Origin of the sequence: Streptomyces sp. NBC_00328, from assembly GCF_036139655.1 — a bacterium.
Classification (GTDB): Bacteria; Actinomycetota; Actinomycetes; order Streptomycetales; family Streptomycetaceae; genus Streptomyces.
In genome coordinates, this window is sequence record NZ_CP108013.1 from 8,247,991 (window position 1) to 8,273,254 (window position 25,264).

At 71.4% G+C, this 25,264-nt stretch carries 21 protein-coding genes and 1 pseudogene; 15 read left to right on the top strand and 7 right to left on the bottom strand.

Features of this window, described 5'->3' with window-relative positions; all coding sequences use genetic code 11:
* Nucleotides 1-159: 159 nt before the first annotated feature.
* On the top strand, nucleotides 160-2,118 hold the full coding sequence (locus OG485_RS36110; RefSeq protein ID WP_328672740.1) for a Xaa-Pro dipeptidyl-peptidase: 1,959 nt from the start codon (nucleotides 160-162) through the stop codon (nucleotides 2,116-2,118).
* A 148-nt stretch (nucleotides 2,119-2,266) separates the two neighbouring features.
* On the opposite strand, the gene OG485_RS36115 is transcribed toward OG485_RS36110, so the two are convergent.
* Nucleotides 2,267-3,229 carry an FAD-dependent oxidoreductase gene (locus OG485_RS36115; RefSeq protein WP_328672741.1) on the bottom strand — a complete coding sequence of 321 codons (963 nt, stop codon included), beginning with the start codon at nucleotides 3,227-3,229 and terminating at the stop codon, nucleotides 2,267-2,269.
* On the opposite strand from OG485_RS36115, the pseudogene OG485_RS36120 reads away from it, so the two are divergent.
* Together OG485_RS36120 and OG485_RS36125 are read left to right on the top strand one after the other, a co-directional pair.
* Nucleotides 3,206-3,781, top strand: a pseudogene (locus OG485_RS36120) (oxidoreductase); the annotation flags it as partial. The gene OG485_RS36115 and the pseudogene OG485_RS36120 overlap by 24 nt on opposite strands.
* A 135-nt stretch (nucleotides 3,782-3,916) precedes the next feature.
* The gene (locus tag OG485_RS36125; RefSeq protein WP_328672742.1) at nucleotides 3,917-5,557 is read left to right on the top strand and encodes an ABC-F family ATP-binding cassette domain-containing protein; all 1,641 of its coding nucleotides are present in this window, start codon (nucleotides 3,917-3,919) and stop codon (nucleotides 5,555-5,557) included.
* Between the two features lie 187 nt (nucleotides 5,558-5,744).
* Here the strand turns inward: OG485_RS36125 and OG485_RS36130 are convergent, their stop codons facing one another.
* Complete coding sequence (locus OG485_RS36130) at nucleotides 5,745-8,153, bottom strand: Tex family protein (RefSeq protein WP_328672743.1); 2,409 nt, start codon at nucleotides 8,151-8,153, stop codon at nucleotides 5,745-5,747.
* A 144-nt stretch (nucleotides 8,154-8,297) separates the two neighbouring features.
* Nucleotides 8,298-9,164 carry an SCO6745 family protein gene (locus tag OG485_RS36135; RefSeq protein WP_328672744.1) on the bottom strand — a complete coding sequence of 289 codons (867 nt, stop codon included), beginning with the start codon at nucleotides 9,162-9,164 and terminating at the stop codon, nucleotides 8,298-8,300.
* Nucleotides 9,165-9,276: 112 nt separating this feature from the next.
* On the opposite strand from OG485_RS36135, the gene OG485_RS36140 reads away from it, so the two are divergent.
* Nucleotides 9,277-10,230 carry a GlxA family transcriptional regulator gene (locus tag OG485_RS36140; RefSeq protein ID WP_328672745.1) on the top strand — a complete coding sequence of 318 codons (954 nt, stop codon included), beginning with the start codon at nucleotides 9,277-9,279 and terminating at the stop codon, nucleotides 10,228-10,230.
* Between the two features lie 231 nt (nucleotides 10,231-10,461).
* Nucleotides 10,462-11,097: a DJ-1/PfpI family protein gene (locus OG485_RS36145; protein ID WP_328672746.1), complete on the top strand. Its 636-nt coding sequence runs from the start codon at nucleotides 10,462-10,464 to the stop codon at nucleotides 11,095-11,097.
* A 54-nt stretch (nucleotides 11,098-11,151) separates the two neighbouring features.
* Here OG485_RS36145 and OG485_RS36150 read toward each other — a convergent pair whose 3' ends face one another.
* Nucleotides 11,152-11,895 (bottom strand): enoyl-CoA hydratase/isomerase family protein, encoded by a 744-nt coding sequence (locus OG485_RS36150; RefSeq protein WP_328672747.1) that lies wholly within the window; start codon nucleotides 11,893-11,895, stop codon nucleotides 11,152-11,154.
* Between the two features lie 298 nt (nucleotides 11,896-12,193).
* Between OG485_RS36150 and OG485_RS36155 the strand changes: the two genes are divergently transcribed.
* Nucleotides 12,194-12,694, top strand: a complete 501-nt coding sequence (locus OG485_RS36155) for an ATP-binding protein (RefSeq protein WP_328674783.1) — start codon at nucleotides 12,194-12,196, stop codon at nucleotides 12,692-12,694.
* 16 nt (nucleotides 12,695-12,710) lie between these two features.
* Here OG485_RS36155 and idi read toward each other — a convergent pair whose 3' ends face one another.
* The 3 genes from idi to galE form a co-directional block, all read right to left on the bottom strand.
* Nucleotides 12,711-13,304, bottom strand: a complete 594-nt coding sequence (gene idi / locus OG485_RS36160; protein ID WP_328672748.1) for an isopentenyl-diphosphate Delta-isomerase — start codon at nucleotides 13,302-13,304, stop codon at nucleotides 12,711-12,713.
* Between the two features lie 332 nt (nucleotides 13,305-13,636).
* Nucleotides 13,637-14,575: a cation diffusion facilitator family transporter gene (locus OG485_RS36165; protein ID WP_328672749.1), complete on the bottom strand. Its 939-nt coding sequence runs from the start codon at nucleotides 14,573-14,575 to the stop codon at nucleotides 13,637-13,639.
* Between the two features lie 135 nt (nucleotides 14,576-14,710).
* Nucleotides 14,711-15,691, bottom strand: coding sequence for a UDP-glucose 4-epimerase GalE (gene galE, locus OG485_RS36170; protein WP_328672750.1), 981 nt, complete (start codon nucleotides 15,689-15,691; stop codon nucleotides 14,711-14,713).
* A 317-nt stretch (nucleotides 15,692-16,008) separates the two neighbouring features.
* Here galE and OG485_RS36175 point away from each other — a divergent pair, with 317 nt between their 5' ends.
* The 9 genes from OG485_RS36175 (at nucleotide 16,009) to hpnD (ending at nucleotide 25,256) form a co-directional block, all read left to right on the top strand.
* Nucleotides 16,009-17,805 (top strand): DUF5941 domain-containing protein, encoded by a 1,797-nt coding sequence (locus tag OG485_RS36175; RefSeq protein WP_328674784.1) that lies wholly within the window; start codon nucleotides 16,009-16,011, stop codon nucleotides 17,803-17,805.
* The gene (locus OG485_RS36180; protein ID WP_328672751.1) at nucleotides 17,802-18,554 is read left to right on the top strand and encodes a phosphocholine cytidylyltransferase family protein; all 753 of its coding nucleotides are present in this window, start codon (nucleotides 17,802-17,804) and stop codon (nucleotides 18,552-18,554) included. Before OG485_RS36175 ends, OG485_RS36180 begins: the two co-directional genes overlap by 4 nt.
* Entirely contained in the window at nucleotides 18,542-19,603 is a 1,062-nt protein-coding gene (locus OG485_RS36185) for an iron-containing alcohol dehydrogenase family protein (protein ID WP_328672752.1), read from the top strand. Before OG485_RS36180 ends, OG485_RS36185 begins: the two co-directional genes overlap by 13 nt.
* A complete protein-coding gene (locus OG485_RS36190; RefSeq protein ID WP_328672753.1) occupies nucleotides 19,581-20,360 on the top strand; it encodes a CDP-alcohol phosphatidyltransferase family protein in 780 nt (259 codons plus the stop codon). The genes OG485_RS36185 and OG485_RS36190 overlap by 23 nt, the downstream gene beginning before the upstream one ends.
* Before the next feature lie 32 nt (nucleotides 20,361-20,392).
* Entirely contained in the window at nucleotides 20,393-21,238 is an 846-nt protein-coding gene (locus OG485_RS36195) for a glycosyltransferase family 2 protein (protein WP_443048970.1), read from the top strand.
* Between the two features lie 97 nt (nucleotides 21,239-21,335).
* Entirely contained in the window at nucleotides 21,336-22,265 is a 930-nt protein-coding gene (locus OG485_RS36200) for an ABC transporter permease (RefSeq protein ID WP_328672755.1), read from the top strand.
* The gene (locus OG485_RS36205; protein WP_328672756.1) at nucleotides 22,258-23,037 is read left to right on the top strand and encodes an ABC transporter ATP-binding protein; all 780 of its coding nucleotides are present in this window, start codon (nucleotides 22,258-22,260) and stop codon (nucleotides 23,035-23,037) included. Before OG485_RS36200 ends, OG485_RS36205 begins: the two co-directional genes overlap by 8 nt.
* 369 nt (nucleotides 23,038-23,406) lie before the next feature.
* Nucleotides 23,407-24,309 carry a squalene synthase HpnC gene (gene hpnC, locus OG485_RS36210; RefSeq protein ID WP_328672757.1) on the top strand — a complete coding sequence of 301 codons (903 nt, stop codon included), beginning with the start codon at nucleotides 23,407-23,409 and terminating at the stop codon, nucleotides 24,307-24,309.
* Nucleotides 24,306-25,256, top strand: coding sequence for a presqualene diphosphate synthase HpnD (gene hpnD / locus OG485_RS36215; RefSeq protein ID WP_328672758.1), 951 nt, complete (start codon nucleotides 24,306-24,308; stop codon nucleotides 25,254-25,256). Before hpnC ends, hpnD begins: the two co-directional genes overlap by 4 nt.
* Nucleotides 25,257-25,264 lie beyond the last annotated feature (8 nt).

Consider the following 25,264-nt stretch of genomic DNA (forward strand, 5'->3'; position numbering starts at 1 on the left):
ATGAAGTCGGTCCGGAGCCTATTCAGTCCCTGGGGCCCCGGTCATGTCCACGGCCACCCCTGTCACACGATCGCCATTCGGCCGACATGAGCCATCCGGCCCCGATGGCCTGTCACCGACCCTCTGTCGCACAGGAGTCGACCGGGGTACGTTCCGCGCATGCCGATACCACTGAGCCGTATGCGCTTCATGACCTGGAGATCGCTCGCGACGGCGGCCGTCGCCGCCCTGATGGCCGCCTTACTCGTCCCGGTCGCCGCACACGGCGCCCCGAGAGAGAGCGCCCCGGTCTACTCGTACGAGAACGCGATCCGTGAGTCCGTCTGGGTCGACACCGGCCTCGACGGCGACAGCGACGGACGGCACGACCGCGTCGCCGTCGACATCGTCCGGCCCCGCGAACTCGCCCGCCAGGGACGCAAGATCCCCGTGATCATGGACGCCAGCCCCTACTACTCCTGCTGCGGGCGCGGCAACGAGAGCCAGAAGAAGACGTACGACGCGAACGGCCACGTCGTGCAGATGCCGCTGTTCTACGACAACTACTTCGTGCCGCGCGGCTACGGATTCGTCGGCGTCGACCTCGCCGGCACCGACCGCTCCGACGGCTGCGTCGACGTCGGCGGCCGCTCCGACATCCAGTCCGCCAAGGCGGTCGTCGACTGGCTGAACGGCCGGGCCAAGGGCTACACCACGCGCACCGGCACCGCCACGGCCAGAGCCACCTGGACCAACGGCAGGACCGGGATGATCGGCAAGAGCTGGGACGGCACCATCGCCAACGGCGTCGCCGCCACCGGCGTCAAGGGCCTGAAGACCATCGTGCCGATCAGCGCCATCTCCTCCTGGTACGACTACTACTTCGCCAAGGGCGCCCCGCTCTACGACTCCGGCCCGGACTGGCTGTCCGGCTACGTCGACAGCCCCGACGCCCGCGCCAAGTGCGCGGCCGTGCAGAGCAAGCTGGTCGACGAGGCGCCGCGCACCGGCGACTGGACATCGCTGTGGACCGAGCGCGACTACGTCAAGGACGCCTCGAAGGTGAGGGCCAGCGTCTTCCTCGTCCACGGCATGCAGGACCTCAACGTCCGTACCAAGAACTTCGGCCAGTGGTGGGACGCCCTCGCCAGGAACGGGGTCGAGCGCAAGATCTGGCTCTCCCAGACCGGCCATGTCGACCCCTTCGACTTCCGCCGCTCCGCCTGGGTCGACACCCTGCACCGCTGGTTCGACCACGAACTCCTCGGCTACGACAACGGCATCGACCACGAGCCCATGGCCGACATCGAACGCCACCCCGACCAGTGGGCCACCTCCGCCGTCTGGCCGCCCCGCACCACCGGTGCCGCGACCCTGCGGCCGGGCACGGGCGCGCAGCCGGGTGTCGGCACCCTCGGGCTCGGCCGCGCATCCGGCACCGAGACCTTCACCGACGACCCAGGGCAGAGCGAGACCGACTGGGCCGCCCACATCGACCGGCCGACCGCCGACAAGGCCGGCTTCACCACCCGGCCGCTCACCCGGGACCTGCGGCTCTCCGGCTCCTCCAAGGTGACCGTCACCGCCACACCCACCACCTCGACGGCCCACCTCTCGGCGGTCCTCGTCGACCTCGGCCCGGACACCATCCGCGACTACACCGGCTCGGGCGAGGGCATCAACACCCTCACCGACCGCACCTGCTGGGGCGCGAGCACGGCCGGCGACAGCTCCTGCTACAAGGTGACCGAGGCGGCCAGGACCGACGTCGGCCAGACGGTCCTCAGCCGCGGCTGGGCCGACCTCGGCAACTACGCCTCGGACCGAGGAGTTCCGCTCACCCCGGGGAAGGCGTACACCATCACGCTGGACCTGGCGGCCACGGACCACGTGGTCCCGAAGGGGCACCGGCTCGCGCTGATCGTCGCGGGCACCGACAAGGACCTCATCGACCCTCCCGCCAGTACACCGACCCTCACTCTCGACCTGTCCCGCACCTCGGCCCGAGTGCCCCTGGTGGGCGGCGCGGACGCGTTCGAGCGGGCGACGACGGGCTCCGCGGCGGCACCGGCCGCGTCCGTCCTCGACGGCGTACGCGCCCCGCGCCCCGCGCACCGAGTCCCGGGGGAGGAACACTGACCCCTCACCCCTCACCCCTCACCCCTCACCCCTCACCCCTGACCCTCTGACCTCCCTGACCTCCTGACCCTCTGGTCCTCGGGCCCGCCGATCGGCCGGTCCGACGACCCTTGGGCCCGCCGACCCTTGGGCCCGCCGCGGACGGAGTTCACACGGAGGCGGCCGGACCGACGAGTCCGGCCGCCTCTCGCGCGCATCCCCACGCCACGGTGACCCCGGCGCCCCCGTGCCCGTAGTTGTGCACCAGCACCCGTCCGTCCGGCCGGACCTCGCGTTCCAGCCGGACGGTTTCGCGCACCGGACGCAGCCCCACCCGGTGACCGAGCACACGGGCTCCGGCGACCTCGGGACGCAGCGCCGCGCACCGCTCGACGATCCGCGCCGCCATCTCCGGGTCGGGAACCCGGGACCAGTCGTCCTCGTCCGTGGTGCCGCCGAGGACCACCCGGTCCGGCTGCGGGAACACGTACGTCGTCGTCCCGGCCGCCGGGTCGGTCGAGACGAGCCACTCACGGATCCCGGGATTCTCGACGATCACGAGCTGCCCGCGCACGGGCCGTACGGCGGGGTCGGGTACGAGTTCGCGGGCGCCGAGGCCCGCGCAGTTCACGACGACCGGCGCGTCCGGCTCCGCGAGGTCCGTCACCGTCCGTTCCTCGACCGTCCCGCCCGCCCGCAGGAACCGCTCCCGCAGGTGGCGCAGATGCACGGGCATGTCGATCAACGGCAGCCGCGCCCGCAGCGCGGTGCCCGGATACTCCTCGGCCGTCGCCGCGCGCAGTCCGGGTACCCGGGCCGCCCACGACCCCAGCTCGTCCAGCCGTGTCTCGCCCATGACCCCCTCGACCAGGCGTACGCCACTGTCCTCGGGCCGCGCCGCCAGCTCCTCGTACACGGAGAGGGACACGAGGGCCCACGTATGGGCGAGCGCCTTCGGCGCGATGCGGTACGGCCACCACAGGGCCCCCGCAACAGCCGAGGTGGTCCGCTCGGCGGGCTCCCGTGCCCACACCCGGACCCGCCTGCCGGCCTCGGCCAGCACCAGGGCCGTCGTCAGGCCGATGACCCCGCCGCCGACCACGATCACATCACCGTTCCCGGGCTTCTCCATGCCGGGACGTTAGCGGAGCATGCCATGCAGTGGCCGCGTCACTCTCCGCAAGGGGATACTCACGGCATGTCCTCCGAGTACGCCACCTTCGGCCTGGCCCCGGCGATGCGTGCCGGTGGAGTCCTCGCGGGCGGTGACCACCGAGTACGCCGGGACTTCGTCGATTTCATCGTCGACGGACTCCCGCTGCTGTGCCGGCTCTCCGGCCTCGACGCGGTCTCCCCGCTCGCCTCCGACGTACCGCCCGCGATCTTCACCGCGCAGGTGCGCAACCTGCTCCTGGAGGCGGGCGCCCCGCTCGACGGGGGCAGGTACGTCATCTACGGCTGTCCCGAGTGCGAGACCGTCGAATGCGGTGCCGTCACCGCGGTCATCGAGAAGGACGGCGACGACTACGTCTGGCGGGACTTCGCCTGGCAGACCGGCCCATGGGCCGATCTGGAACGCAACGGCTACCACGGCATGGGGCCGTTCCGCTTCCACGGTCCCGGGTATCGCGCCACGCTGAATTCCCTGCTCGACGGTGGCCCGGGTTCCCGCCGCCGCGTTCTGGAGCGTGCCGGCGGAACCTGCGGCCCGTCCGCGACCCCCGACCGGGCGGGACGGTGACCGGTGGCCCGGGGAAGCCGGGGCCGTGGAGATCGGCGGTGAGGGGGGCCGCGGCGGGCCGTTAAAATCGGCTCCCTGATGACTGCCACTCTCGTCGCCAAGAATCTCACCGCCGGACACGGCGACCGCGCGCTCTTCGCCGGACTCGACCTCGTCGTCGCGCCCGGCGACGTGATCGGACTCGTCGGCGCCAACGGCGCGGGCAAGTCCACGCTGCTGCGGCTGCTCGCCGGCCTCCTCACCCCGGAGCAGGGCGAGCTGCGGCTCTCCCCGCCGTCCGCGACCGTCGGGCACCTGCCCCAGGAGCCGGAGCGCCGGGAGGGTGAGACCGTACGGGACTTCCTCGCGCGCCGGACGGGTGTCGACGAGGCCCAGCGGGTGATGGACGCGGCGACACAGGCGCTCGTCGACGGGGCGCCCGGCGCGGACGACGCGTACTCGACGAGTCTGGAGCGCTGGCTCGACCTCGGCGGCGCCGACCTGGACGAACGTGCCGAGGAGGTCGCCGACTCGCTGGGGCTCGGCGTCGGTCTCGACCAGCTGATGACGTCCCTGTCCGGAGGCCAGGCGGCCCGGGCCGGACTCGCCTCCCTGCTGCTCTCCCGCTACGACGTCTTCCTCCTCGACGAGCCCACCAACGACCTCGACCTGGACGGTCTGGAGCGCCTGGAGCGCTTCGTCTCCGGCCTGCGCGCCGGAACCGTCGTCGTCAGCCACGACCGCGAGTTCCTCACCCGCACGGTCACCAAGGTCCTCGAACTCGACCTGGTCCAGCAGCAGATCACGCTGTACGGCGGTGGCTACGAGGCGTATCTCGAAGAGCGCGACACCGCCCGCCGGCATGCCCGCGACGACTTCGAGGAGTACGCCGACAAGCGCTCCGCCCTCGAAGGCCGGGCCCAGATGCAGCGCGGCTGGATGGACAAGGGCGTCAAGAACGCGCGGCGCAAGGCGAACAACGACAACGACAAGATCGGCCGTAAGTTCCGCAGCGAGGCCAGCGAGAAGCAGGCCGCGAAGGCCCGGCAGACCCAGCGCATGATCGAGCGGCTGGACGTCGTCGAGGAGCCCCGCAAGGAGTGGGAGCTGCGGATGGAGATCGCGGCGGCCCCGCGATCGGGCGCGGTGGTCGCCACCCTGCGCGACGCCGAGGTGCGGCGCGGGGACTTCACCTTCGGTCCGGCGACCCTCCAGATCGACTGGGCGGACCGGGTGGCCGTCACCGGCGCGAACGGGGCCGGCAAGTCCACCCTGCTGGGCGCGCTGCTCGGCCGGGTGCCGCTGTCCGCCGGTCACGCCACGCTCGGCTCCGGTGTGGTCGTCGGCGAGGTGGACCAGGCACGCAAGCTCTTCCACGGCCCCGAGTCACTGATGGACGCGTTCGGCGCGGCTGTCCCCGACACGGAGCCCGCCGAAGTCCGCACCCTGCTGGCCAAGTTCGGCCTGAAGGCGGACCACGTCCTGCGCCCGGCGGCCACCCTCTCACCGGGAGAACGCACCCGCTCCGCGCTGGCTCTGCTCCAGGGCCGGGGCGTCAACCTGCTCGTCCTGGACGAGCCGACGAACCACCTCGACCTGCCGGCCATCGAGCAGCTGGAATCGGCCCTGGACTCCTACGAGGGCACGCTCCTGCTGGTCACCCACGACCGCCGCATGCTGGACGCGGTCCGTACGACCCGCCGCCTGGAGGTGGCCGACGGCAAGGTGACGGAACACTGAGCCCCCGGGCCCCGAGCGGAAGCTGACCCTTCGAGCCGGAAGCGAAGCCGAGCCCTCCGGCCGGAAGCGGAGCCGAGCCCTCGGACCGCAAGGGACGCCGGGCCCTCGGGCCGGAAGGGAAGCTGAGCCCTCGGGCCGGAAAGCGGAAGGGGGCGGCCACCGAACGGTGGCCGCCCCCTTCCGTGTGTCAGCTCCGTCCCCGCTCGGGGCCGGTCAGGCCCGCGCGCCGCAGGGCGTCGGCCATGGCGCTGTTCGCCGGCGGCGGAGCCTGCCGGGAGCCGCCCCCGGCACCGCCGCCCGCACCGCCGCCGCGGCCCTGGCGCTGCTGCTGACCACGCGGCTGCTGGCCGCGCTGCTGGGGCGGCCGTCCGCCCCGCTGGGACCGGCCGCCGCCGCCCTCGGCCTCCGGAGCCGCCGCCTCGTCGTCCAGCCGGAGCGTCAGCGAGATCCGCTTGCGCGGGATGTCGATGTCCAGGACCTTCACCTTGACGATGTCGCCGGGCTTCACGACGTCCCGCGGGTCCTTGACGAAGGTCTTCGACAGCGCGGAGACGTGCGCCAGGCCGTCCTGGTGGACGCCGATGTCGATGAACGCCCCGAAGGCCGCGACGTTCGTGACGACCCCCTCCAGGACCATCCCGGAGGACAGGTCGGAGATCTTCTCCACGCCGTCCTTGAAGGTGGCCGTCTTGAAGGCGGGCCGCGGGTCGCGTCCCGGCTTCTCCAGCTCCTTCAGGATGTCCGTGACGGTCGGCAGACCGAACTTCTCGTCGACGAAGTCGGCCGGCCGCAGCGAGCGCAGCACACCCGTGTTGCCGACCAGGGACGCGACCTCGCTGCCCACCGTCTTCACCATCCGCCGCACCACGGGGTACGCCTCGGGGTGCACGCTGGACGCGTCCAGCGGGTCGCTCCCGCCCCGGATCCGCAGGAAGCCCGCGCACTGCTCGTAGGCCTTGGGACCGAGCCGGGCCACGCCCTTGAGGGCCGTACGGGAGGTGAAGGGGCCGTTGGCGTCGCGGTGCGCCACGATGTTCTCCGCGAGGCCGGAGGTGATGCCGGAGACCCGGGCCAGCAGCGGGGCGGAAGCGGTGTTCACGTCCACGCCCACGCCGTTCACACAGTCCTCGACCACCGCGTCCAGCGAGCGGGACAGCTTCACCTCGGACAGGTCGTGCTGGTACTGCCCGACGCCGATGGACTTCGGGTCGATCTTCACCAGCTCGGCCAGCGGGTCCTGGAGCCGGCGCGCGATGGAGACGGCGCCGCGCAGCGACACGTCCATGTCGGGCAGCTCCTGCGAGGCGAACGCGGACGCGGAGTACACCGACGCGCCCGCCTCGGACACCATGACCTTGGTGAGCTTCAGCTCCGGGTGCTTCGTGATCAGCTCACCGGCGAGTTTGTCGGTCTCGCGCGAGGCCGTGCCGTTGCCGATCGCGATCAGGTCGACCGCGTGCTCCTTGGAGAGCCGGGCGAGCTTGGCGATGGCCTCGTCCCACTTGTTGGCCGGGACGTGCGGGTAGATCACATCCGTGGCGACGACCTTGCCGGTCGCGTCGACGACGGCGACCTTCACGCCCGTACGGAAACCGGGGTCCAGGCCCAGCGTCGAGCGTGTGCCCGCCGGGGCGGCGAGCAGCAGGTCCCGCAGGTTCGCCGCGAAGACGTTCACCGCCTCGTCCTCGGCGGCGGTGCGCAGCCGCAGGCGCATGTCGATGCCGAGGTGCACGAGGATGCGCGTGCGCCAGGCCCAGCGGGCGGTGTCCGTCAGCCACTTGTCGCCGGGACGGCCGCGGTCGGCGATCCCGAAGCGGTGGGCGACGATCCCCTCGTACGAGGAAGGTCCCTCGGTAGGCTCCTCCGGCTCCAGGACGAGGTCGAGGACGTCCTCCTTCTCGCCGCGCAGCATGGCGAGGATCCGGTGCGAGGGCAGCGCCTTGAAGGGCTCGGCGAAGTCGAAGTAGTCGGCGAACTTGGCGCCCGCCTCCTCCTTGCCCTCGCGCACCTTGGCGGCGAGCCGCCCGCGCACCCACATGCGCTCGCGCAGCTCGCCGATCAGGTCGGCGTCCTCGGAGAACCGCTCGGTGAGGATCGCCCGGGCGCCGTCCAGGGCGGCCTGAGGGTCGGCGACGCCCTTGTCGGCGTCGACGAACGCCGCCGCCGCGGCGAACGGGTCGACCGACGGGTCGCCGAGCAGGCCCTCGGCCAGCGGCTCGAGACCCGCCTCGCGCGCGATCTGCGCCTTGGTGCGCCGCTTGGGCTTGAACGGCAGATAGATGTCCTCGAGACGCGCCTTGGTCTCGGCGGCCCTGATCTGCGCCTCCAGCTCGGCGCTGAGCTTGCCCTGCTCGCGTACCGAGTCGAGGATCGCGGCCCGCCGGTCCTCCAGCTCCCGCAGATAGCGCAGCCGCTCCTCGAGGGTGCGCAGCTGCGCATCGTCGAGCATCTCGGTCGCTTCCTTGCGGTAGCGGGCGATGAAGGGCACCGTCGAACCGCCGTCGAGCAAGTCGACGGCGGCCTTGACCTGCCGCTCCCGTACGCCGAGTTCTTCGGCGATCCTGCCTTCGATGGACCCTACGAGGGGTGTCGTCACGATCCCGTACCGCCTTCTCCACTGAGGTTGCGCGGCAATTGTGGCAGGTGACACCGACATCGGGGGCTCAGGGCGGCGCTCGGGGGACCGCGCGCCGCGTCCGGACCCGGTCCGCGCCCGGCGCACCCGCTCCGGCCCGGCCCCTCAGCCCTTGCCGGTCATTCCCTCCGGGAACGCGCCGGCGGCGAAGGCGGTCATCAGCAGACCCTTCGCGATCTCGGTGAGCCGTTCGACTCCGGCGGCGCCCAGGTGCTCGTAGGGAGCCCGGTCGAGGCGGTCCGTCCGGGCCTCGATGTCCCGGCGCAGCTCCGCACCGGCCGGCGTCAGCTCGCCTTCCGCGTCGAGCAGCCCGCGCTCCCGCAGCCGCCCCGACGCCGCCTCCCAGTCCTGCCGGGACCAGCCGCGTGTGCCCAGCACCCACCGGGGTGCCATGCCCTTGCCGGTCGCGGTGTGGCTCACCAGGGCCTCCACCGGGTCGAGCTCCGCGTCGAGCAGCGCCGCGAGGTGACCGTCGCCCCGGTGCTCGCGCAGCAGGGTGGCCGCGTGCCAGAGCGCCAGGTGCGGCGCCTCGGGCACGGGCAGGTCCGCGTGAGCGGCGTACAGCGGGCGGAAGGCGCGGGTGCAGGCCTCGGCCGCGCGCAGGGCGAGCTTCGCCGCCTCGGCCACCTCCTCGGACGCGATGACGTCCTCGCCGAGCAGCCGCCTGAGCGTCGCGTCCACGGCGCGCAGACGTGCCGCGAGCACCGTCTCCGGCGAGGCGGCCCGCCATACCGCGGGCACATGTCCGGCGACGAGTTCGTGCCGGAAGTTGAAGAACGTGGCCGTCACCGTGCCCGCGCCGACCGCGCCCATCGCGGCGGCCCGCACCGCGAAGTACGCGGTCCGCTCGTTCTCGACGCCGACCGCGGCCAGCTCACGGCCCAGATCGGGCGAGAAGTAGTGCGTCGAGTGCAGCGGGTTGAGGACGTTGTGGCAGCGCCGGCCGGCGCGCTCCGGCAGTGGAGGGGTCATACCGCGCAGATTACCGACTGGTTGGTATGCCGGGAACTCCTGGACCCGCGATGGCAGGAAAGGTGGGACCTTCGTCATTGCGGCCATGGGCCCACCGGTCGAGAATCGGGACATGCGAACGGTCCTGATCGTCCTTTTCGACGGCGTGCAGAGCCTCGATGTCACCGGCCCCCTGGAGGTGTTCGCGGGCGCCGAGACCTTCCGCGGCGGCTCGTACCGCATCCGTACGGCCTCCCTGGACGGCTCCCCGGTCCGCTCCTCCAGCGGCCTCGTCCTGGTCCCGGACCAGGCGCTCGCCGACGCGGCGGCCCCGCACACCCTGCTGGTTCCCGGCGGCAGCGGAACCAGACGTCCGGATCCCCGTCTGACCGGCTGGCTGAGCGCCCACGGCCCGCGCGCCGAGCGCCTGGTCTCGGTGTGCACGGGCGCCGCCCTGCTCGCGGCGGCGGGCCTGCTCGACGGCCGTCGGGCGACGACCCACTGGGCCTACTGCGACAGCCTCGCCCGCGACCACCCGGCGGTCACGGTCGATCCCGACCCCATCTACGTACGCGACGGGAACGTGTCCACCTCGGCGGGTGTCACCTCCGGCATCGACCTGGCCCTCGCCCTCGTGGAGGAGGACCTGGACCGTGACGCCGCCCTCACCGTCGCCCGCCATCTCGTCGTCTTCCTCCGGCGGCCGGGCAACCAGGCCCAGTTCAGCGCCCAGCTCGCCGCCCAGACGGCGCGCCGCGAACCGCTGCGCGAGGTCCAGCACTGGATCTCCGAGCATCCGGGCGACGACCTGAGCGTCGAGTCGCTCGCGGTCCGCGCCCGTCTCTCGCCCCGCCATTTCGCCCGCGCCTTCCAGGCCGAGACGGGCACGACGCCCGGCCGCTACGTCGAGCGGGTACGGCTCGAACACGCCCGCCGTCTCCTGGAGGACACCACGGACGGCATCGAGGAGGTCTCCCGGGCCTGCGGCTACGGCACTTCCGAAGCCATGCGCCGCGCCTTCGTGAAGATCCTCGGCTCGGCACCCGCCGAGTACCGGCGCCGCTTCCGGCCGGCTCCCACCGGCTGACGCCCCCGCCACCCGGCGCGGGCCGACACCCTGCCCTCGGGTACGCCCCGCCCCGTTCCCCGGGCCCTGCCCCGCTCCTCGCCGCGCCCCATGTCCGGGCGCCTCCCTGACCCCGTTCGCACCCCGCGAACCCGCGGCACGCACCTCAGCTCCCCGTGTGTGCCGGCGGCTCCCTGATGCCGCCGGCACCCCACGCACCCCGCAGTACACCCCTTCACCGAAAGGACCCCGATGCAGATCGCCATCGTCCTCTTCGACCGCTTCACCGCCCTGGACGCCGTGGGCCCGTACGAGACGCTCGGCCGGCTGCCGGAAGCGGACACCGTGTTCGTCGCCGAGCGCCCCGGCCCGGTCCGTTCCGACACCGGACGGCTCGCGCTGACCGCGGACAAGAGCCTCGCGGAGGTTCCGCACCCGGACATCGTGGTCGTACCGGGAGGGCCCGGCCAGAGTGCCCAGATGGACAACCAGGTCCTGCTCGACTGGCTGCGGGCGGCCGACGCCACGAGCCTTTGGACGACCTCGGTGTGCACCGGGTCCCTGCTGCTCGCCGCGGCGGGGCTCCTGGAGGGCCGCCGGGCCACCTCCCACTGGCTGGCCCTCGACCAACTTGAGCGGTTCGGCGCCGAGTCGACGGGGGAGCGGGTCGTGTTCGACGGCAAGTACGTGACCGCGGCCGGAGTCTCCTCCGGCATCGACATGGGCCTCACCCTGCTCGGCCGCATCGCCGGGGACGAACACGCCCAGGCCGTCCAGCTGCTGACCGAGTACGACCCGCAGCCGCCCTACGACGCCGGGTCCCCGGACAAGGCGCCCGCGCACCTCGTCGAGGAGTTCCGGAGCAAGAGCCGTTTCCTCCTGACGTAGCCGCGGGGACTCCCGCTACCGCCCGAGGCGCTGCCCAAGGAGCACGGCGAGCCCTCAGGGAGCCCACGTGAAGTGCGGCTGCCTGCGTTCGAGGAAGGCGGCGACCCCCTCCGCGGTGTCGCCGCCGGCGCGCGCCTGCCGCGTCCAGTGGGCGTCACGGTCCGTGCGCCCGTTCACGAACTCCTTGGCGGCCGCCTGGGTCATGAGGGAGCGCGCGGCCAGGACGCGGGTGAACTCCGCGACCCGCTTGTCGAGTTCGCCCTCGGGCAGCACCTCGTCCACGAGACCGGTGCGCAGCGCGCGCTCGGTGTCGATCAACTCGCCCGAGAAGAGCAGGTACTTGGCGGCGGAGGGCCCCACCAGGGCCGCCAGTCTCCGTGTGGAGGACGCCGGATAGACGATGCCGAGCTTCGCCGGAGTCACCCCGAACAGCGAGCCCTCCTGCGCGAACCGCAGATCGCAGGCGGCCGCGAGCTGGGACCCGCCGCCCACGCAGTAGCCGCGGATCGCGGCCAGAGTCGGCTTCGGGAAGGCGGCGAGCGCCTCCTCGGCGAGGACGGCGAGGCCCTGAGCCTCGTCCGGCGACTCCCGCAGTGCCGAGATGTCCGCCCCGGCGCAGAAGGTGCCGCCCTCGCCGGTGAGTACGAGCGCGTGCACGTCGGCGCGCGTGCTCAGCGTGTCCAGCAGCGGCGGCAGCGCCCGCCACATCGGTGTCGTCATGGCGTTCCGCTTGGCGGGGTGGTGGATGACGACGGTGGCGACCCCGTCGCCGACGTGGTGCAACAGCTGCGGCTCCATACGCCGGATGCTATCCGGAGCGGCCGACCGCACTCCGATCATGGTCGCGGACCGCCGTGCGGGCGACGGAGCCGCGGGGAACGAATCGTGTCAGTCCCAGGACAAACCCGTACAACCCGAAGAGTTTCGAAAGGCGGCACAAAAGCGACAAGAGTTGTCATAGAACTGGCTTTGTCTTGCATTTACGATCAAGAATCGGCGATAACTGCTGACTTCTGTTCAGTCAACCGGTACGGACCGGCGCATTACCAACACTCGACGTGTGGTGACAATCGAGCGCAAGGGTGGCGACCGGACGATGGACAACCTCGGGCGGGGGTCCGACCCTAGCCCCGAAGGCGGAGTTGCGACTCCCGACGTCAGATCGCCCGGACCGCTGCCGTACGAGGGGGTGTGGCGGTTCACCGCCGCCGCAGTCGACGCCTCGGTGCCGCAGGCGCGGCACGCCGTCCGCGATCTGCTGGCCCGCCAGGGGGTGCCGGTCTCGGACGATGTCGTTCAGGGACTGCTGTTGATCGTCTCCGAACTGGTCACGAACGCCGTCAAGCACGCGGCACTTCTGTCGCCGATGCTCGCGGTGGAGGTCGCGGTCGGCGCCGACTGGGTGCGGGTGTCCGTCGAGGACGACCACCCCTACCGTCCGACCGCTCTGGAGGCCGACCACGGCCAGACCGGAGGCCGGGGCCTGCTGCTGGTGCGCGAGGTGACCAGGGAGTACGGCGGAGGGTGTGACGTCGAGTACACCGCGGGCGGCGGCAAGGTGATCTGGGCCGCCCTGCCGCTCGCTCCGGGCGTCTGAGCGTCCGGCGGACCGGCTACCAGCCCGCGGACGGACCCGTCAGCTCCCGCATCGCCGGACGGGCCGCGTCCAGCACCGTCATGAACCACGCCGAGAAGGGGTCCTTCGCGTGCCGCTCCGTCAGCTCGACGGCGGTCACGAAGGCCGTCGAACCGACCTCCTCCGGGTCGGGCCGCGGCGCCGACTGCACCATTCCGACGAACAGATGGTTGTACTCCTGCTCCACCAGGCCCGAGTCCGGGTCCGGGTGGTTGTAGCGGACCGTGCCCGCCTCGGCCAGCAGCGTCGGTGACACCCCGAGCTCCTCGTACGTCCGCCGGGCCGCCGCCGCGAAGGGTGCCTCGCCCGGGTAGGGGTGGCCGCAGCAGGTGTTCGACCAGACGCCGGGGGAGTGGTACTTGCCGAGCGCGCGCTGCTGGAGCAGCAGCCGGCCCTGTTCGTCGAAGAGGAACACCGAGAAGGCCCGGTGCAGCTGTCCCGGGGCCTGATGGGCCGCGAGCTTCTCCGCCGTACCGATCGTGTTGCCGTCCTCGTCGACCAGCTCCAGCAGGATCGCTTCAGCGGTGCCGTTCGACGAACTGTGCGTCGCGGTGGCAGGTGTGATCGGCATACCCATCCTTCGCATCGGTTTTCCAGCACCAAGTCTGCCGTACGAAACCGGCACTCCCGGCACTTCGCGACTCTCCGCATGTCCCGCCCCGGGGTCCCCCGGCGGGAGACGCGGTCCCGGCGGTCGGACGCCGAATGCCGCCGGACACCTGATCGTGCCCGGTGCCACCGGCACGGAATCGTCGAGGACGAGAGCCGTCGGATGTTCGGACGGGCGCCTCCTTCGACGCCCGGCCACGCGGGCCGTGCGGGCCGTGCCCGTCGGGCGCCGCCCGCGGATGTCCCGGTGCCCGCCCCCTGTCCCGCGACGGGCGCCGCTGGGCCGGCCGCGCGTCAGTGGCAGAGCTTCGCCTCGTGCTCGGCGTGGCCGCTCGGCTCCAGCTGGAACGTGCAGTGCTCGACATCGAAGTGGACACCCAGACAGCCCTGGAGCTCGTGCAGCACCTTCTCGTGGCCGATCGCGTTCAGGACGTCGGAGCTGACGACCACGTGCGCGGAGAGCACCGGCATGCCGGAGGTGATGGTCCAGGCGTGCAGGTCGTGGATGTCCTCGACACCGTCGAGGGCCAGGATGTGGGCCCGTACGTCCGCCATGTCGACCCCCTTGGGCGCCGCCTCCAGGAGCACGTCGAGCGTCTCCTGGAGCAGCTTCCAGGTGCGCGGGACGATCATCAGGGCGATGGCGATCGAGGCGATCGGGTCCGCCGCCTGCCAGCCGGTGGTCATGATCACCACGGCGGCGAGGATGACCGCCACCGAGCCCAGTGCGTCCGCCGCGACCTCCAGGAAGGCACCCCGTACGTTCAGGCTGTCCTTCTGCCCGCGCATCAGCAGCGTCAGCGAGACCATGTTGGCGACCAGGCCGAACACGCCGAACGCGATCGTCAGTCCGCCGCGGGTGTCCGCGGGCGTGATGAAGCGCTGGACCGCCTCGACGAGCACATAGCCGCCGACGACGAGCAGCAGCAGACAGTTGGCGAGCGCGGCGAGGATCTCGGCCCGCGCGTAGCCGAACGTGCGTTTCTCGCTCGGCGGGCGGGCCGCGAAGTGGATCGCGAGCAGGGCCATGCCAAGACCCAGCGCGTCCGTCGCCATGTGCGCCGCGTCCGCGACGAGCGCGAGCGAATCGGCGAGGACACCGCCGAAGATCTCGACGACCATGACGGTGAGGGTGATCGCCAGCGCGATACGCAGCCTCCCGCGGTACGCGGCCGTCGCCGTACCGGACCGGGGAGCGCCGTGCGCGTGCCCGTGGTCGTGCCCAGCCCCCATGGAAGCCGCCTCCTGTTTTCCGCTCGGTCGTGACAGTCAACTACGGGCGGGGGGTATCGGGCAACGCGGCACTGAACACCGTTGTCATATGCTCTGACCTGCGGAAACGATCCGCAGGTCAGAGCGTTGACGCGGTCATGCGCCGGTGGTCTCCGGGTGGTGCAGCAGCCAGCCCCGCCAGGCCGACTCCACCATCTCGCGCACTTCGCGCCGCGCGCCCCAGCCCAGCTCCTCGGCGGCCAGGGCGGCCGAGGCGACCGCGCGGGGGGCGTCGCCGGGGCGGCGCGGTTCGACGAGGGGCCGCACGGGGTTCCCGGTGACCTCGGCGACGAGCGCCACGAGCTCCCGTACGGAGACACCCTCGCCCCGGCCGATGTTCACCGTCAGATCACCGCTCGCCCCGTCCGTCAGCCGCCGGGCCGCCGCGAGATGCGCCTCGGCGAGGTCGGCGACATGGATGTAGTCGCGTACGCAGGTGCCGTCCGGCGTCGGGTAGTCGTCGCCGAAGATCCGCGGGGCCTCGCCGCGGGTGAGGCGGTCGAACAGCATCGGGACGATGTTGAAGATCCCGGTGTCGGCGAGCTCCGGCGCGCCCGCGCCCGCCACGTTGAAGTAGCGCAGGCACACCGTGGCGATACCGTGCGCCCGGCCCGCCGCACGCACCAGCCACTCGCCCGCGAGCTTCGTCTCGCCGTAGGGGCTCATCGGGGCGCAGGGGGTGCTTTCCGTGATGAGGTCCGCATCGGGGTTGCCGTAGACGGCCGCAGAGGAGGAGAACACGAACCGCTCGACGCCCGCCCCGGCCACCGCGTTCAGAAGCGTCGCGAGGCCGCCCACGTTCTCCTGGTAGTAGCGCGTCGGCTCGGCCACGGACTCGCCGACCTGCTTGCGGGCGGCGAGGTGCACCACACCCGTGATCCCGTGCTCCGCCAGGACCCGCTTGAGCAGATCACCGTCCAGCGACGACCCCTGGATGAGGGGGATGCTCTCCGGAAGCCGGTTCGGTGTCCCGGTCGACAGGTCGTCGAGGGCGACGACGCGCTCCCCGGCCTCCGCCATCGCCCGCGCCACGTGTGCCCCGATGTATCCGGCCCCGCCTGTGATCAGCCATGTCATGGACGACCACCCTATGCGGGTCCGGCGCCGTGTCCGGGGTGCCCCGGTTTCGGCGAGGCCGGGTTCCGTACGTCATGCCGGGAATGCGCCGGTCCGCGAAACCGCGCTTGTGACCCGGGCCCGCGATCCCTGATGATGATCGCGGCGCCTGCCGGACAAAATCGGTTGATCGGGCCGTGAACAGGCGGTGAACGGCCGCTTCCGTTCATCCGATAGCCTCTGCCGACATGCCGCCGGGGCCGCCGCCATGCCGGGGGCGCCATCCCATCACGCACACGCCGGCGCCAGGTCGCGCCGGCACCCAGGGAGTGAGTTCGCTGCCGACCGCCATCCTCACCGGCCAGCCGGTCCCCGGATCGTCGCTCGAGGGCGATCTGCGGTCGCTCGGCTTCGATGTGCGTCCCGCGTCCGACGCGGGCGAGACCGAGACCCTGCTCGCCACCCTGCCGGCGAACCAGCGGGTCGCCGTCGTGGACGCCCGCTTCGTCGGGCATGTCCACGCCCTGCGTCTCGGCCTGACCGACCCCCGCTTCGCGGCCTCCGCCATTCCCGGCGCCGTCTCCGTGCAGCCCGAGGCCCGGCGGGCCCTGACCCGCGCCGTGACCCGGGAGAGCGTGGCCGCCGGCAACGCCGCCGTGGCCCCCGAGAACCTCGTCGAGCGCCTCGGCGAGGCACTCGAAGCGGACGACCTCTCCGTGCACCGCCCGGAGCTCGGCACCCTCGTCGCCGCGGTCCCCGCCGACCCGCAGGAGCGCAACAGCGTCCGGCAGGCCGTCCTGGCCGTCGACGACGAGGCCGTACGGCTGCGCAGCGCCGTCAAGGCCCGCGACGGCTTCTTCACCACGTACTGCATCAGCCCGTACTCGCGCTACATCGCCCGCTGGTGCGCCCGCCGCGGTCTGACCCCGAACCAGGTCACCACCGCCTCGCTGATCACCGCGCTGATCGCCGCGGGCTGCGCCGCCACCGGCACCCGCGCCGGCTTCGTCGTGGCCGGTCTGCTGCTGATGTTCTCCTTCGTCCTGGACTGCACGGACGGACAGCTCGCCCGGTACTCCCTGCAGTACTCCACGCTCGGCGCCTGGCTGGACGCGACCTTCGACCGCGCCAAGGAGTACGCCTACTACGCGGGACTCGCGCTCGGCGCGGCCCGCGGCGGCGACGACGTGTGGGCACTCGCCCTCGGCGCGATGATCCTCCAGACCTGCCGGCACGTCGTGGACTTCTCCTTCAACGAGGCGAACCACGACGCGACGGCCAACACCAGCCCCACCGCGGCCCTCTCGGACAAGCTCGACAGCGTCGGCTGGACGGTCTGGGTGCGCCGGATGATAGTCCTGCCCATCGGCGAACGATGGGCGATGATCGCCGTCCTCACGGCGCTGACGACCCCCCGTATCACCTTCTACGCGCTGCTCGTCGGCTGCGCCTTCGCGGCCACCTACACCACGGCGGGCCGGGTCCTGCGCTCGCTCACCCGCAAGGCGCGCCGCACGGACCGCGCCGCCCGGGCGCTGGCGGACCTCACCGACTCCGGCGCGCTCGCCGAGTACCTGACCCGCTTCGCGGGCCGCCTCCCGCGCGTCGCCCCGGCCGTGGTCGCCTTCGTCGCCGGGGCGGTCGTCGTGACATCCGCCGCACTCGCCCCGTACGGGAGCTGGCTCCCCGTCCTGGGCGCCGTCGTGTACGTCCTGCTGTCGCCGGCCGCCCTGCTCAGGCCCCTCAAGGGCGCCCTGGACTGGCTGGTCCCGCCGTTCTTCCGCGCGGCCGAGTACCTCACCGTTCTGGCACTGGCGGTCAACGCCGACGTGAACGGAGCGCTTCCGGCGGCTTTCGGCCTGGTGGCCGCGGTCGCCTACCATCACTACGACACGGTGTACCGCATTCGCGGGGACGCCGGAGCCCCCCCGCACTGGCTGGTGCGGGCGATCGGCGGGCACGAAGGCAGGACGCTGCTGGTCACCGTCCTGGCCGCGCTGCTCACCGCCGCACAGTTCAAGGTCGCGCTCACGGCACTCGCCGTGGCCGTGGCACTGCTGGTGCTCGTCGAGAGCATCCGCTTCTGGGTGTCCTCCGGGGCGCCCGCCGTACACGATGAAGGAGAACCCGCATGATCGGCCTCGTGCTGGCGGCCGGCGCCGGAAGGCGTCTGCGCCCCTACACCGACAGCCTCCCCAAGGCTCTCGTGCCGGTTGGCCCCGCGGGCATAGAGGACTCCATCACGGTCCTGGACCTGACCCTCGGCAACTTCGCCGAGATCGGCCTGACCGAGGTCGGCATCATCGTCGGCTACCGCAAGGAAGCCGTCTACGACCGCAAGGCCGCTCTCGAGGAGAAGTACGGCCTCAAGATCACCCTCATCGACAACGACAAGGCCGAGGAGTGGAACAACGCCTACTCCCTGTGGTGCGGACGTGACGCCCTCAAGGACGGCGTGATCCTCGCCAACGGCGACACCGTGCACCCGGTCTCCGTCGAGCGGACGCTGCTCGCCGCCCGCGGCGACGGCAAGAGGATCATCCTCGCCCTCGACACGGTGAAGAAGCTCGCCGACGAGGAGATGAAGGTCGTCGTGGACCCCGACAAGGGCGTCCAGAAGATCACCAAGCTCATGGAGCCGTCCGAGGCCACCGGCGAGTACATCGGTGTGACCCTCATCGAGGGCGCCGCCGCCGCCGAGCTGACCGACGCCCTGAAGACGGTGTGGGAGACCGACCCGCAGCAGTTCTACGAGCACGGCTACCAGGAGCTCGTCAACCGCGGCTTCCGGATCGACGTCGCGCCGATCGGGGAGGTCAAGTGGGTCGAGATCGACAACCACGACGACCTCGCCAAGGGACGTGAGATCGCGTGCCAGTACTGACGAGGCTCATCCCCTCGCCGGTCGTCGTCGACATCCGTCCCGGTGCCCTGGACGACCTGGCGAGCGTGCTCAGCGACGAGCGCATCTCGCACTCGGGCAAGCTGGCCATCGCGGTCAGCAACGGCTCGGGCGCCCGGCTGCGCGACCGGATCGCCCCGGCCCTGCCCGGTGCCACCTGGTACGAGGTAGGCGGCGGCACGCTCGACGACGCGATCAAGCTGGCCGGCGCCATCAGGGCCGGGCACTACGACGCCGTCGTGGGCCTGGGCGGCGGCAAGATCATCGACTGTGCCAAGTTCGCCGCCGCGCGGGTGGGGCTGCCGCTGGTCGCGGTGCCCACCAACCTCGCGCACGACGGCCTGTGCTCGCCGGTCGCCACCCTCGACAACGACGCGGGCCGCGGCTCCTACGGCGTGCCGAACCCGATCGCCGTGGTCATCGACCTCGACGTCATCCGTGACGCGCCGGTCCGGTTCGTCCGGGCGGGCATCGGGGACGCGGTCTCCAACATCAACGCCATCGCGGACTGGGAACTGTCCAACCGCGTCAAGGGCGAGAAGATCGACGGACTGGCCGCCGCCATGGCACGCCAGGCGGGCGAGGCCGTGCTCAGGCACCCCGGGGGTGTCGGCGACAACGGCTTCCTCCAGGTCCTCGCCGAGGCGCTCGTCCTCACCGGCATCGCGATGTCGATCTCGGGTGACTCCCGGCCCGCCTCCGGCTCCTGCCACGAGATCAACCACGCCTTCGACCTCCTCTTCCCCAAGCGCGCCGCGAGCCACGGCGAGCAGTGCGGCCTGGGCGCGGCCTTCGCGATGTATCTGCGCGGCGCTCACGAGGAGTCGGCGTACATGGCCGAGGTGCTGCGCCGGCACGGACTGCCGGTGCTGCCCGAGGAGATCGGCTTCACCGTGGACGAGTTCGTCCAGGTCGTGGAGTTCGCTCCGCAGACCCGGCCCGGCCGCTACACGATCCTCGAACATCTCGACCTGAACACCCACCAGATCAAGGACATCTACTCCGACTATGCCAAGGCCATCGGTAGCTGAACTCCGCCCCGTCGTTCACCCCCCGGGGGTGAAGGACCGGCGCAGCGGTGAGCACTGGGCGGGACGCCTGTACATGCGAGAGATCTCGCTGCGCTGCGACCGCTACCTGGTGACCACCAGGATCACGCCCAACCAGCTCACGTACCTGATGACCCTCTGCGGCGTGCTCGCGGCCCCCGCCCTGCTGGTGCCGGGGATCGCGGGCGCGGTGCTGGGCGTGGTGATGGTCCAGCTCTATCTGCTGCTCGACTGCGTCGACGGCGAGGTCGCGCGCTGGAAGAAGCAGTACTCGCTCGGCGGGGTCTATCTCGACCGCGTCGGCGCCTATCTCACCGACGCGGCCGTCCTCGTCGGTCTCGGCCTGCGCGCCGCGGACCTGTGGGGAGACGGACGGATCGACTGGCTGTGGGCCTTCCTCGGCACGCTGGCCGCCCTCGGCGCGATCCTGATCAAGGCGGAGACCGACCTCGTCGGTGTCGCCCGCCACCAGGGCGGGCTGCCGCCGGTCCAGGAGTCCGCCGCCGAGCCCCGCTCCTCGGGCGTGGCGCTGGCCCGCAGGGCCGCCGCGGCGCTCAAGTTCCACCGGCTGATCCTCGGCATCGAGGCGTCCCTGCTGATCCTGCTCCTCGCCGTCGCGGACCAGATCAGGGGCGACCTGTTCTTCACCCGGCTGGGCACCGCCGTGCTCGCCGGCATCGCGCTCCTGCAGACCGTGCTGCACCTGGTGTCCATCCTCGCTTCGAGCAGGCTCAAGTGAGTACGACGAAGGTCGGCGCGGTGATCATCACCATGGGCAACCGCCCCGACGAGCTCAGGGCCCTGCTCGACTCCGTCGCCAAGCAGGACGGCGACCGCGTCGAGGTGGTCGTGGTCGGCAACGGCTCACCCGTCCCGGACGTCCCCGCGGGGGTCCGGACCGTCGAGCTGCCCGAGAACCTCGGCATCCCCGGCGGCCGCAACGTCGGCATCGAGGCCTTCGGCCCCGGTGGCACCGACGTGGACGTCCTGCTCTTCCTGGACGACGACGGCCTGCTGGCCCACCACGACACGGCCGAACTGTGCCGCCGGGCCTTCGCCGACGACCCGGAGCTCGGCATCATCAGCTTCCGGATCGCCGACCCCGAGTCCGGCGAGACCCAGCGGCGCCACGTGCCGCGGCTGCGCGCCGCCGACCCGATGCGCTCCTCGCGCGTCACCACGTTCCTCGGCGGCGCCAACGCGGTCCGTACGAAGGTCCTCGCCGAGGTCGGCGGACTCCCGGACGCGTTCTTCTACGCCCATGAGGAGACCGACCTGGCCTGGCGGGCCCTCGACGCCGGCTGGATGATCGACTACCGCTCCGACATGGTGCTGTACCACCCGGCGACCGCCCCCTCGCGGCACGCGGTGTACCACCGGATGGTGGCCCGCAACCGCGTCTGGCTCGCGCGCCGGAACCTTCCCGCGCCACTCGTCCCGGTCTACCTCGGCGTCTGGATGCTCCTGACCCTGCTGCGCCGCCCCTCGCGGGCCGCTCTGCGAGCCTGGTTCGGCGGATTCAGGGAAGGCTGGAGGAGTCCCTGCGGACCGAGGCGTCCCATGAGGTGGCGCACGGTGTGGCGGCTGACCCGACTGGGCCGGCCTCCGGTCATCTGACAAGCTCGACCCTGAGAGCACCCGGGCCCTACCCGGTTCCCGGCTCATGCCCACGTCCCAACCGGCTGTGCGCATCTTGAAGACGAAAGTTCCCCTTGTGAGTGAGACCACGCATGACGGCGGAGTCGCGGTGAGCGACCGGCCGTCGCCCGATGACGGGCTTTCCGCGGCCGAACTGGCCGCCAAGTACGGCCTCGCGGTCAGCGGCGCCCGGCCCGGGCTGGGCCAGTACGTTCATCAGCTGTGGGGCCGGCGGCACTTCATCCTCGCCTTCTCGCAGGCGAAGCTCACCGCCCAGTACAGCCAGGCCAAGCTGGGCCAGCTCTGGCAGGTGGTGACGCCGCTGCTCAACGCGTTCGTCTACTACCTGATCTTCGGGCTGATCCTGAAGGCCAACCGCGGCATGTCGCACGACGTGTACATCCCGTTCCTGGTGACCGGCGTCTTCGTGTTCACCTTCACGCAGAGCTCGATCATGGCGGGCGTGCGAGCGATCTCGGGCAACCTGGGCCTGGTGCGCGCACTGCACTTCCCGCGTGCCTCGCTGCCGATCTCGTTCGCCCTCCAGCAGCTCCAGCAGCTGCTCTTCTCGATGATCGTGCTGTTCATCGTGGCGATCGGCTTCGGCAGCTACCCCGGCCTGTCCTGGCTGCTGATCGTCCCGGTGCTGTTCCTCCAATTCCTGTTCAACACCGGCCTCGCCCTGATCGTGGCGCGGATGGGCGCGAAGACGCCCGACCTCGCCCAGCTCATGCCGTTCATCCTGCGCACCTGGATGTACGCCTCCGGTGTCATGTTCTCCATCAGCACCATGCTGGCCGGCCGCCCCGAATGGATCGCCCGCGCGCTCCAGGCGAACCCGGCCGCCGTCTACATGGACCTGATGCGCTTCGCGCTCATCGACGGCTACGGCTCCTCCAACCTGCCTCCGCACGTGTGGGCCATCGCCGTCTTCTGGGCCGTGGTCACCGCCGTCGGCGGGTTCGTCTACTTCTGGAAGGCTGAAGAGAGGTACGGCCGTGGCTGAGCTCGAGAAGAGGTCGCACATCCCGACCGTCATCGCGGACGAACTGCACATCGTCTACCGCGTGAACGGCGCCAAGACCGGCAAGGGCAGCGCCACGTCCGCCCTCAGCCGCATCGTCAAGCGCGGCGAGGAGCGCGGTGTCCGCAAGGTGCACGCCGTCAAGGGTGTCTCCTTCACCGCGTACCGGGGCGAGGCCATCGGTCTGATCGGCTCGAACGGCTCCGGCAAGTCCACGCTCCTGCGGGCCATCGCCGGTCTGCTCCCCGCGGAGAAGGGCAAGGTCTTCACCGACGGCCAGCCCTCTCTGCTCGGCGTGAACGCGGCCCTGATGAACGACCTCACCGGCGAGCGGAACGTCATCCTGGGCGGCCTCGCCATGGGCATGTCCCGTGATCAGGTCAGGGAGCGCTACCAGGAGATCGTCGACTTCTCGGGCATCAACGAGAAGGGCGACTTCATCACCCTGCCGATGCGGACGTACTCCTCCGGCATGGCGGCCCGGCTGCGCTTCTCGATCGCGGCGGCCAAGGACCACGACGTGCTGATGATCGACGAGGCCCTCGCGACCGGTGACCGCTCCTTCCAGAAGCGGTCCGAGGCGCGCATCCGTGAGCTGCGCAAGAGCGCGGGCACGGTGTTCCTGGTCAGCCACAACAACAAGTCGATCCGCGACACCTGCGACCGCGTGCTGTGGCTGGAGCGCGGCGAGCTGCGCATGGACGGCCCGACCGAGGACGTCCTCAAGGAGTACGAGAAGTTCACGGGCAAGTAGCCCGATTCGCCCATGACAGGACCCGGGCCCCGCCGGAACTCTCCGGCGGGGCCCTGCGTCTGCAAAGGAAACGTCAACTCCCGTCGGCGCGAGGAATCTTGACGCCAATCGGTGTGTTGTTGTGATGTGCAGGACACCCCGGCGGAGCGTGCCGCGTTGTACAACGTAAGCTGTACCGGTGCTGAAACGCGTCAAGTAGGGCGATAATACGCGACACCTGGCACCGTCACGCCGAGCGGATCTTCGGGCGGCGTGTCCGAAATGGGCAGTGTTGGGTCGGCAGTGTAGAACGGGAGATGTGACGGCAATGGCTACGGTGACTCTCCAGCTCCGCGATGCGTGTGCCGTCCTCGCGCCGGGCGGCGAGCGGTGACCCAAGCCGGGACGGCCCGCACCGGCGATCCGGAGCGCGGCACCCTCGACAAAGCCGCGGACGAGAACTTCCCCGTGGCCCCGTTCTTCCTGCCCAGGGCCTGGCGCGACGACCTGATGGCCGTCTACGGCTTCGCCCGCCTCGTGGACGACATCGGTGACGGCGACCTCGCCCCCGGCGGCGCCGACGCCCGTCTCCTCGGTGTGCCGGCCGCGGACGCCGACGACCGTCTGGTCCTGCTCGACGCACTCGAAGCCGATCTTCACCGCGTGTTCGACTCGACCCCGAGCCACCCCCTGCTGCGCCGGCTCCAGCCCACGGTCCGCCGCGCGGGCCTCACCCCCGAGCCCTTCCTCGGCCTGATCGCGGCCAACCGCCAGGACCAGCTCGTCAAGAGGTACGAGACCTACGACGATCTGCTCGCCTACTGTGAACTCTCCGCGAACCCCGTCGGCCGTCTGGTCCTCTCCGTCACCGGAACGTCCACGCCCGAGCGGATCCGCCGCTCCGACGCGGTGTGCACGGCGCTCCAGATCGTCGAGCACCTCCAGGACGTGGCCGAGGACCTCGGCCGCGACCGCGTCTACCTGCCCGCCGAGGACATGAAGCGCTTTCACGTCGTCGAAGCGGATCTCGCCGTCCCCACAGCAGGCGCATCGGTGCGAGCACTGGTTGCATACGAAGCAGAACGCGCCTTGAACCTCCTGAATGAAGGCACCCCCCTCGTGGGTAGCGTCCACGGCAGGCTGAAACTGCTGCTCGCGGGATTTGTCGCGGGGGGGAAGGCGGCGATCGGCGCGATCGCCGCCGCCGAATACGACGTACTTCCCGGCCCGCCCAAGCCCGGCAAGCTCCAGCTGCTGCGCGAGGTGGGAGTGACTCTGCGAGGAGAGGGGTGATCCGGACCGTGGAGTCGGAACAGCACGTGTCCGCACCGGTACTCGCCGCGTACAGCTACTGCGAGGCGGTGACCGGTCAGCAGGCTCGTAATTTCGCGTACGGCATCAGGCTTCTGCCGACGCCCAAGCGCCGGGCGATGTCGGCGCTCTACGCGTTCTCCCGGCGCGTCGACGACATCGGCGACGGCACGCTGGCGCCGGACGTGAAGGCGGCGCGCCTGGAGGAGACCCGGGCGCTGCTCGCCCGCGTCCGGGCGGGTGACGTCGCCGAGGACGACACCGACCCGGTCGCGGTCGCCCTCAGCCACACCGCCGGGTACTTCCCGGTTCCCCTCGGGGGCCTGGACGAGCTCATCGACGGCGTGCTGATGGACGTGCGCGGTGAGACGTACGAGACCTGGGACGACCTGAAGGTCTACTGCCGGTGCGTGGCCGGAGCGATCGGGCGGCTCTCGCTCGGGGTCTTCGGCACCGAACCGGGGGCGCGCGGCGCGGAGCGCGCGCCGGAGTACGCCGACACGCTCGGGCTCGCGCTCCAGCTCACGAACATCCTGCGGGACGTCCGCGAGGACGCCGAGGGCGGGCGCACGTATCTGCCCGCCGACGACCTGGCCAAGTTCGGCTGCTCGGCCGGGTTCGCCGGGCCGACTCCACCGCCGGGCTCGGACTTCGCGGGTCTCGTGCACTTCGAGGTACGGCGGGCGCGTGCCCTCTTCGCGGAGGGTTACCGGCTGCTGCCCATGCTGGACCGGCGCAGCGGTGCCTGCGTCGCGGCCATGGCGGGCATCTACCGGCGCCTTCTCGACCGCATCGAGCGCGAGCCGGAGGCCGTGCTGCGCGGCCGGGTGTCCCTGCCGGGACGCGAGAAGGCGTACGTCGCCGTGCGCGGCCTCTCCGGCCTCGACGCCCGGCACGTCTCCCGCCGTACGGTCCGGAGGCGTGTCTGATGGACACC

What these genes read in the sequence shown, in the direction of transcription:
- OG485_RS36135 (WP_328672744.1), bottom strand. Translation starts at nt 9,164, where the DNA reads ATGACCCCTCCACTGCCGGAGCGCGCCGGCCGGCGCTGCCACAACGTC.
- OG485_RS36145 (WP_328672746.1), top strand. Translation starts at nt 10,462, where the DNA reads ATGCAGATCGCCATCGTCCTCTTCGACCGCTTCACCGCCCTGGACGCC.
- OG485_RS36150 (WP_328672747.1), bottom strand. Translation starts at nt 11,895, where the DNA reads ATGGAGCCGCAGCTGTTGCACCACGTCGGCGACGGGGTCGCCACCGTC.
- OG485_RS36180 (WP_328672751.1), top strand. Translation starts at nt 17,802, where the DNA reads ATGATCGGCCTCGTGCTGGCGGCCGGCGCCGGAAGGCGTCTGCGCCCC.
- OG485_RS36125 (WP_328672742.1), top strand. Translation starts at nt 3,917, where the DNA reads ATGACTGCCACTCTCGTCGCCAAGAATCTCACCGCCGGACACGGCGAC.
- OG485_RS36190 (WP_328672753.1), top strand. Translation starts at nt 19,581, where the DNA reads ATGCCAAGGCCATCGGTAGCTGAACTCCGCCCCGTCGTTCACCCCCCG.
- OG485_RS36110 (WP_328672740.1), top strand. Translation starts at nt 160, where the DNA reads ATGCCGATACCACTGAGCCGTATGCGCTTCATGACCTGGAGATCGCTC.
- OG485_RS36140 (WP_328672745.1), top strand. Translation starts at nt 9,277, where the DNA reads ATGCGAACGGTCCTGATCGTCCTTTTCGACGGCGTGCAGAGCCTCGAT.
- OG485_RS36165 (WP_328672749.1), bottom strand. Translation starts at nt 14,575, where the DNA reads ATGGGGGCTGGGCACGACCACGGGCACGCGCACGGCGCTCCCCGGTCC.
- OG485_RS36155 (WP_328674783.1), top strand. Translation starts at nt 12,194, where the DNA reads ATGGACAACCTCGGGCGGGGGTCCGACCCTAGCCCCGAAGGCGGAGTT.
- OG485_RS36195 (WP_443048970.1), top strand. Translation starts at nt 20,393, where the DNA reads ATGGGCAACCGCCCCGACGAGCTCAGGGCCCTGCTCGACTCCGTCGCC.
- galE (WP_328672750.1), bottom strand. Translation starts at nt 15,691, where the DNA reads ATGACATGGCTGATCACAGGCGGGGCCGGATACATCGGGGCACACGTG.
- idi (WP_328672748.1), bottom strand. Translation starts at nt 13,304, where the DNA reads ATGCCGATCACACCTGCCACCGCGACGCACAGTTCGTCGAACGGCACC.
- OG485_RS36115 (WP_328672741.1), bottom strand. Translation starts at nt 3,229, where the DNA reads ATGGAGAAGCCCGGGAACGGTGATGTGATCGTGGTCGGCGGCGGGGTC.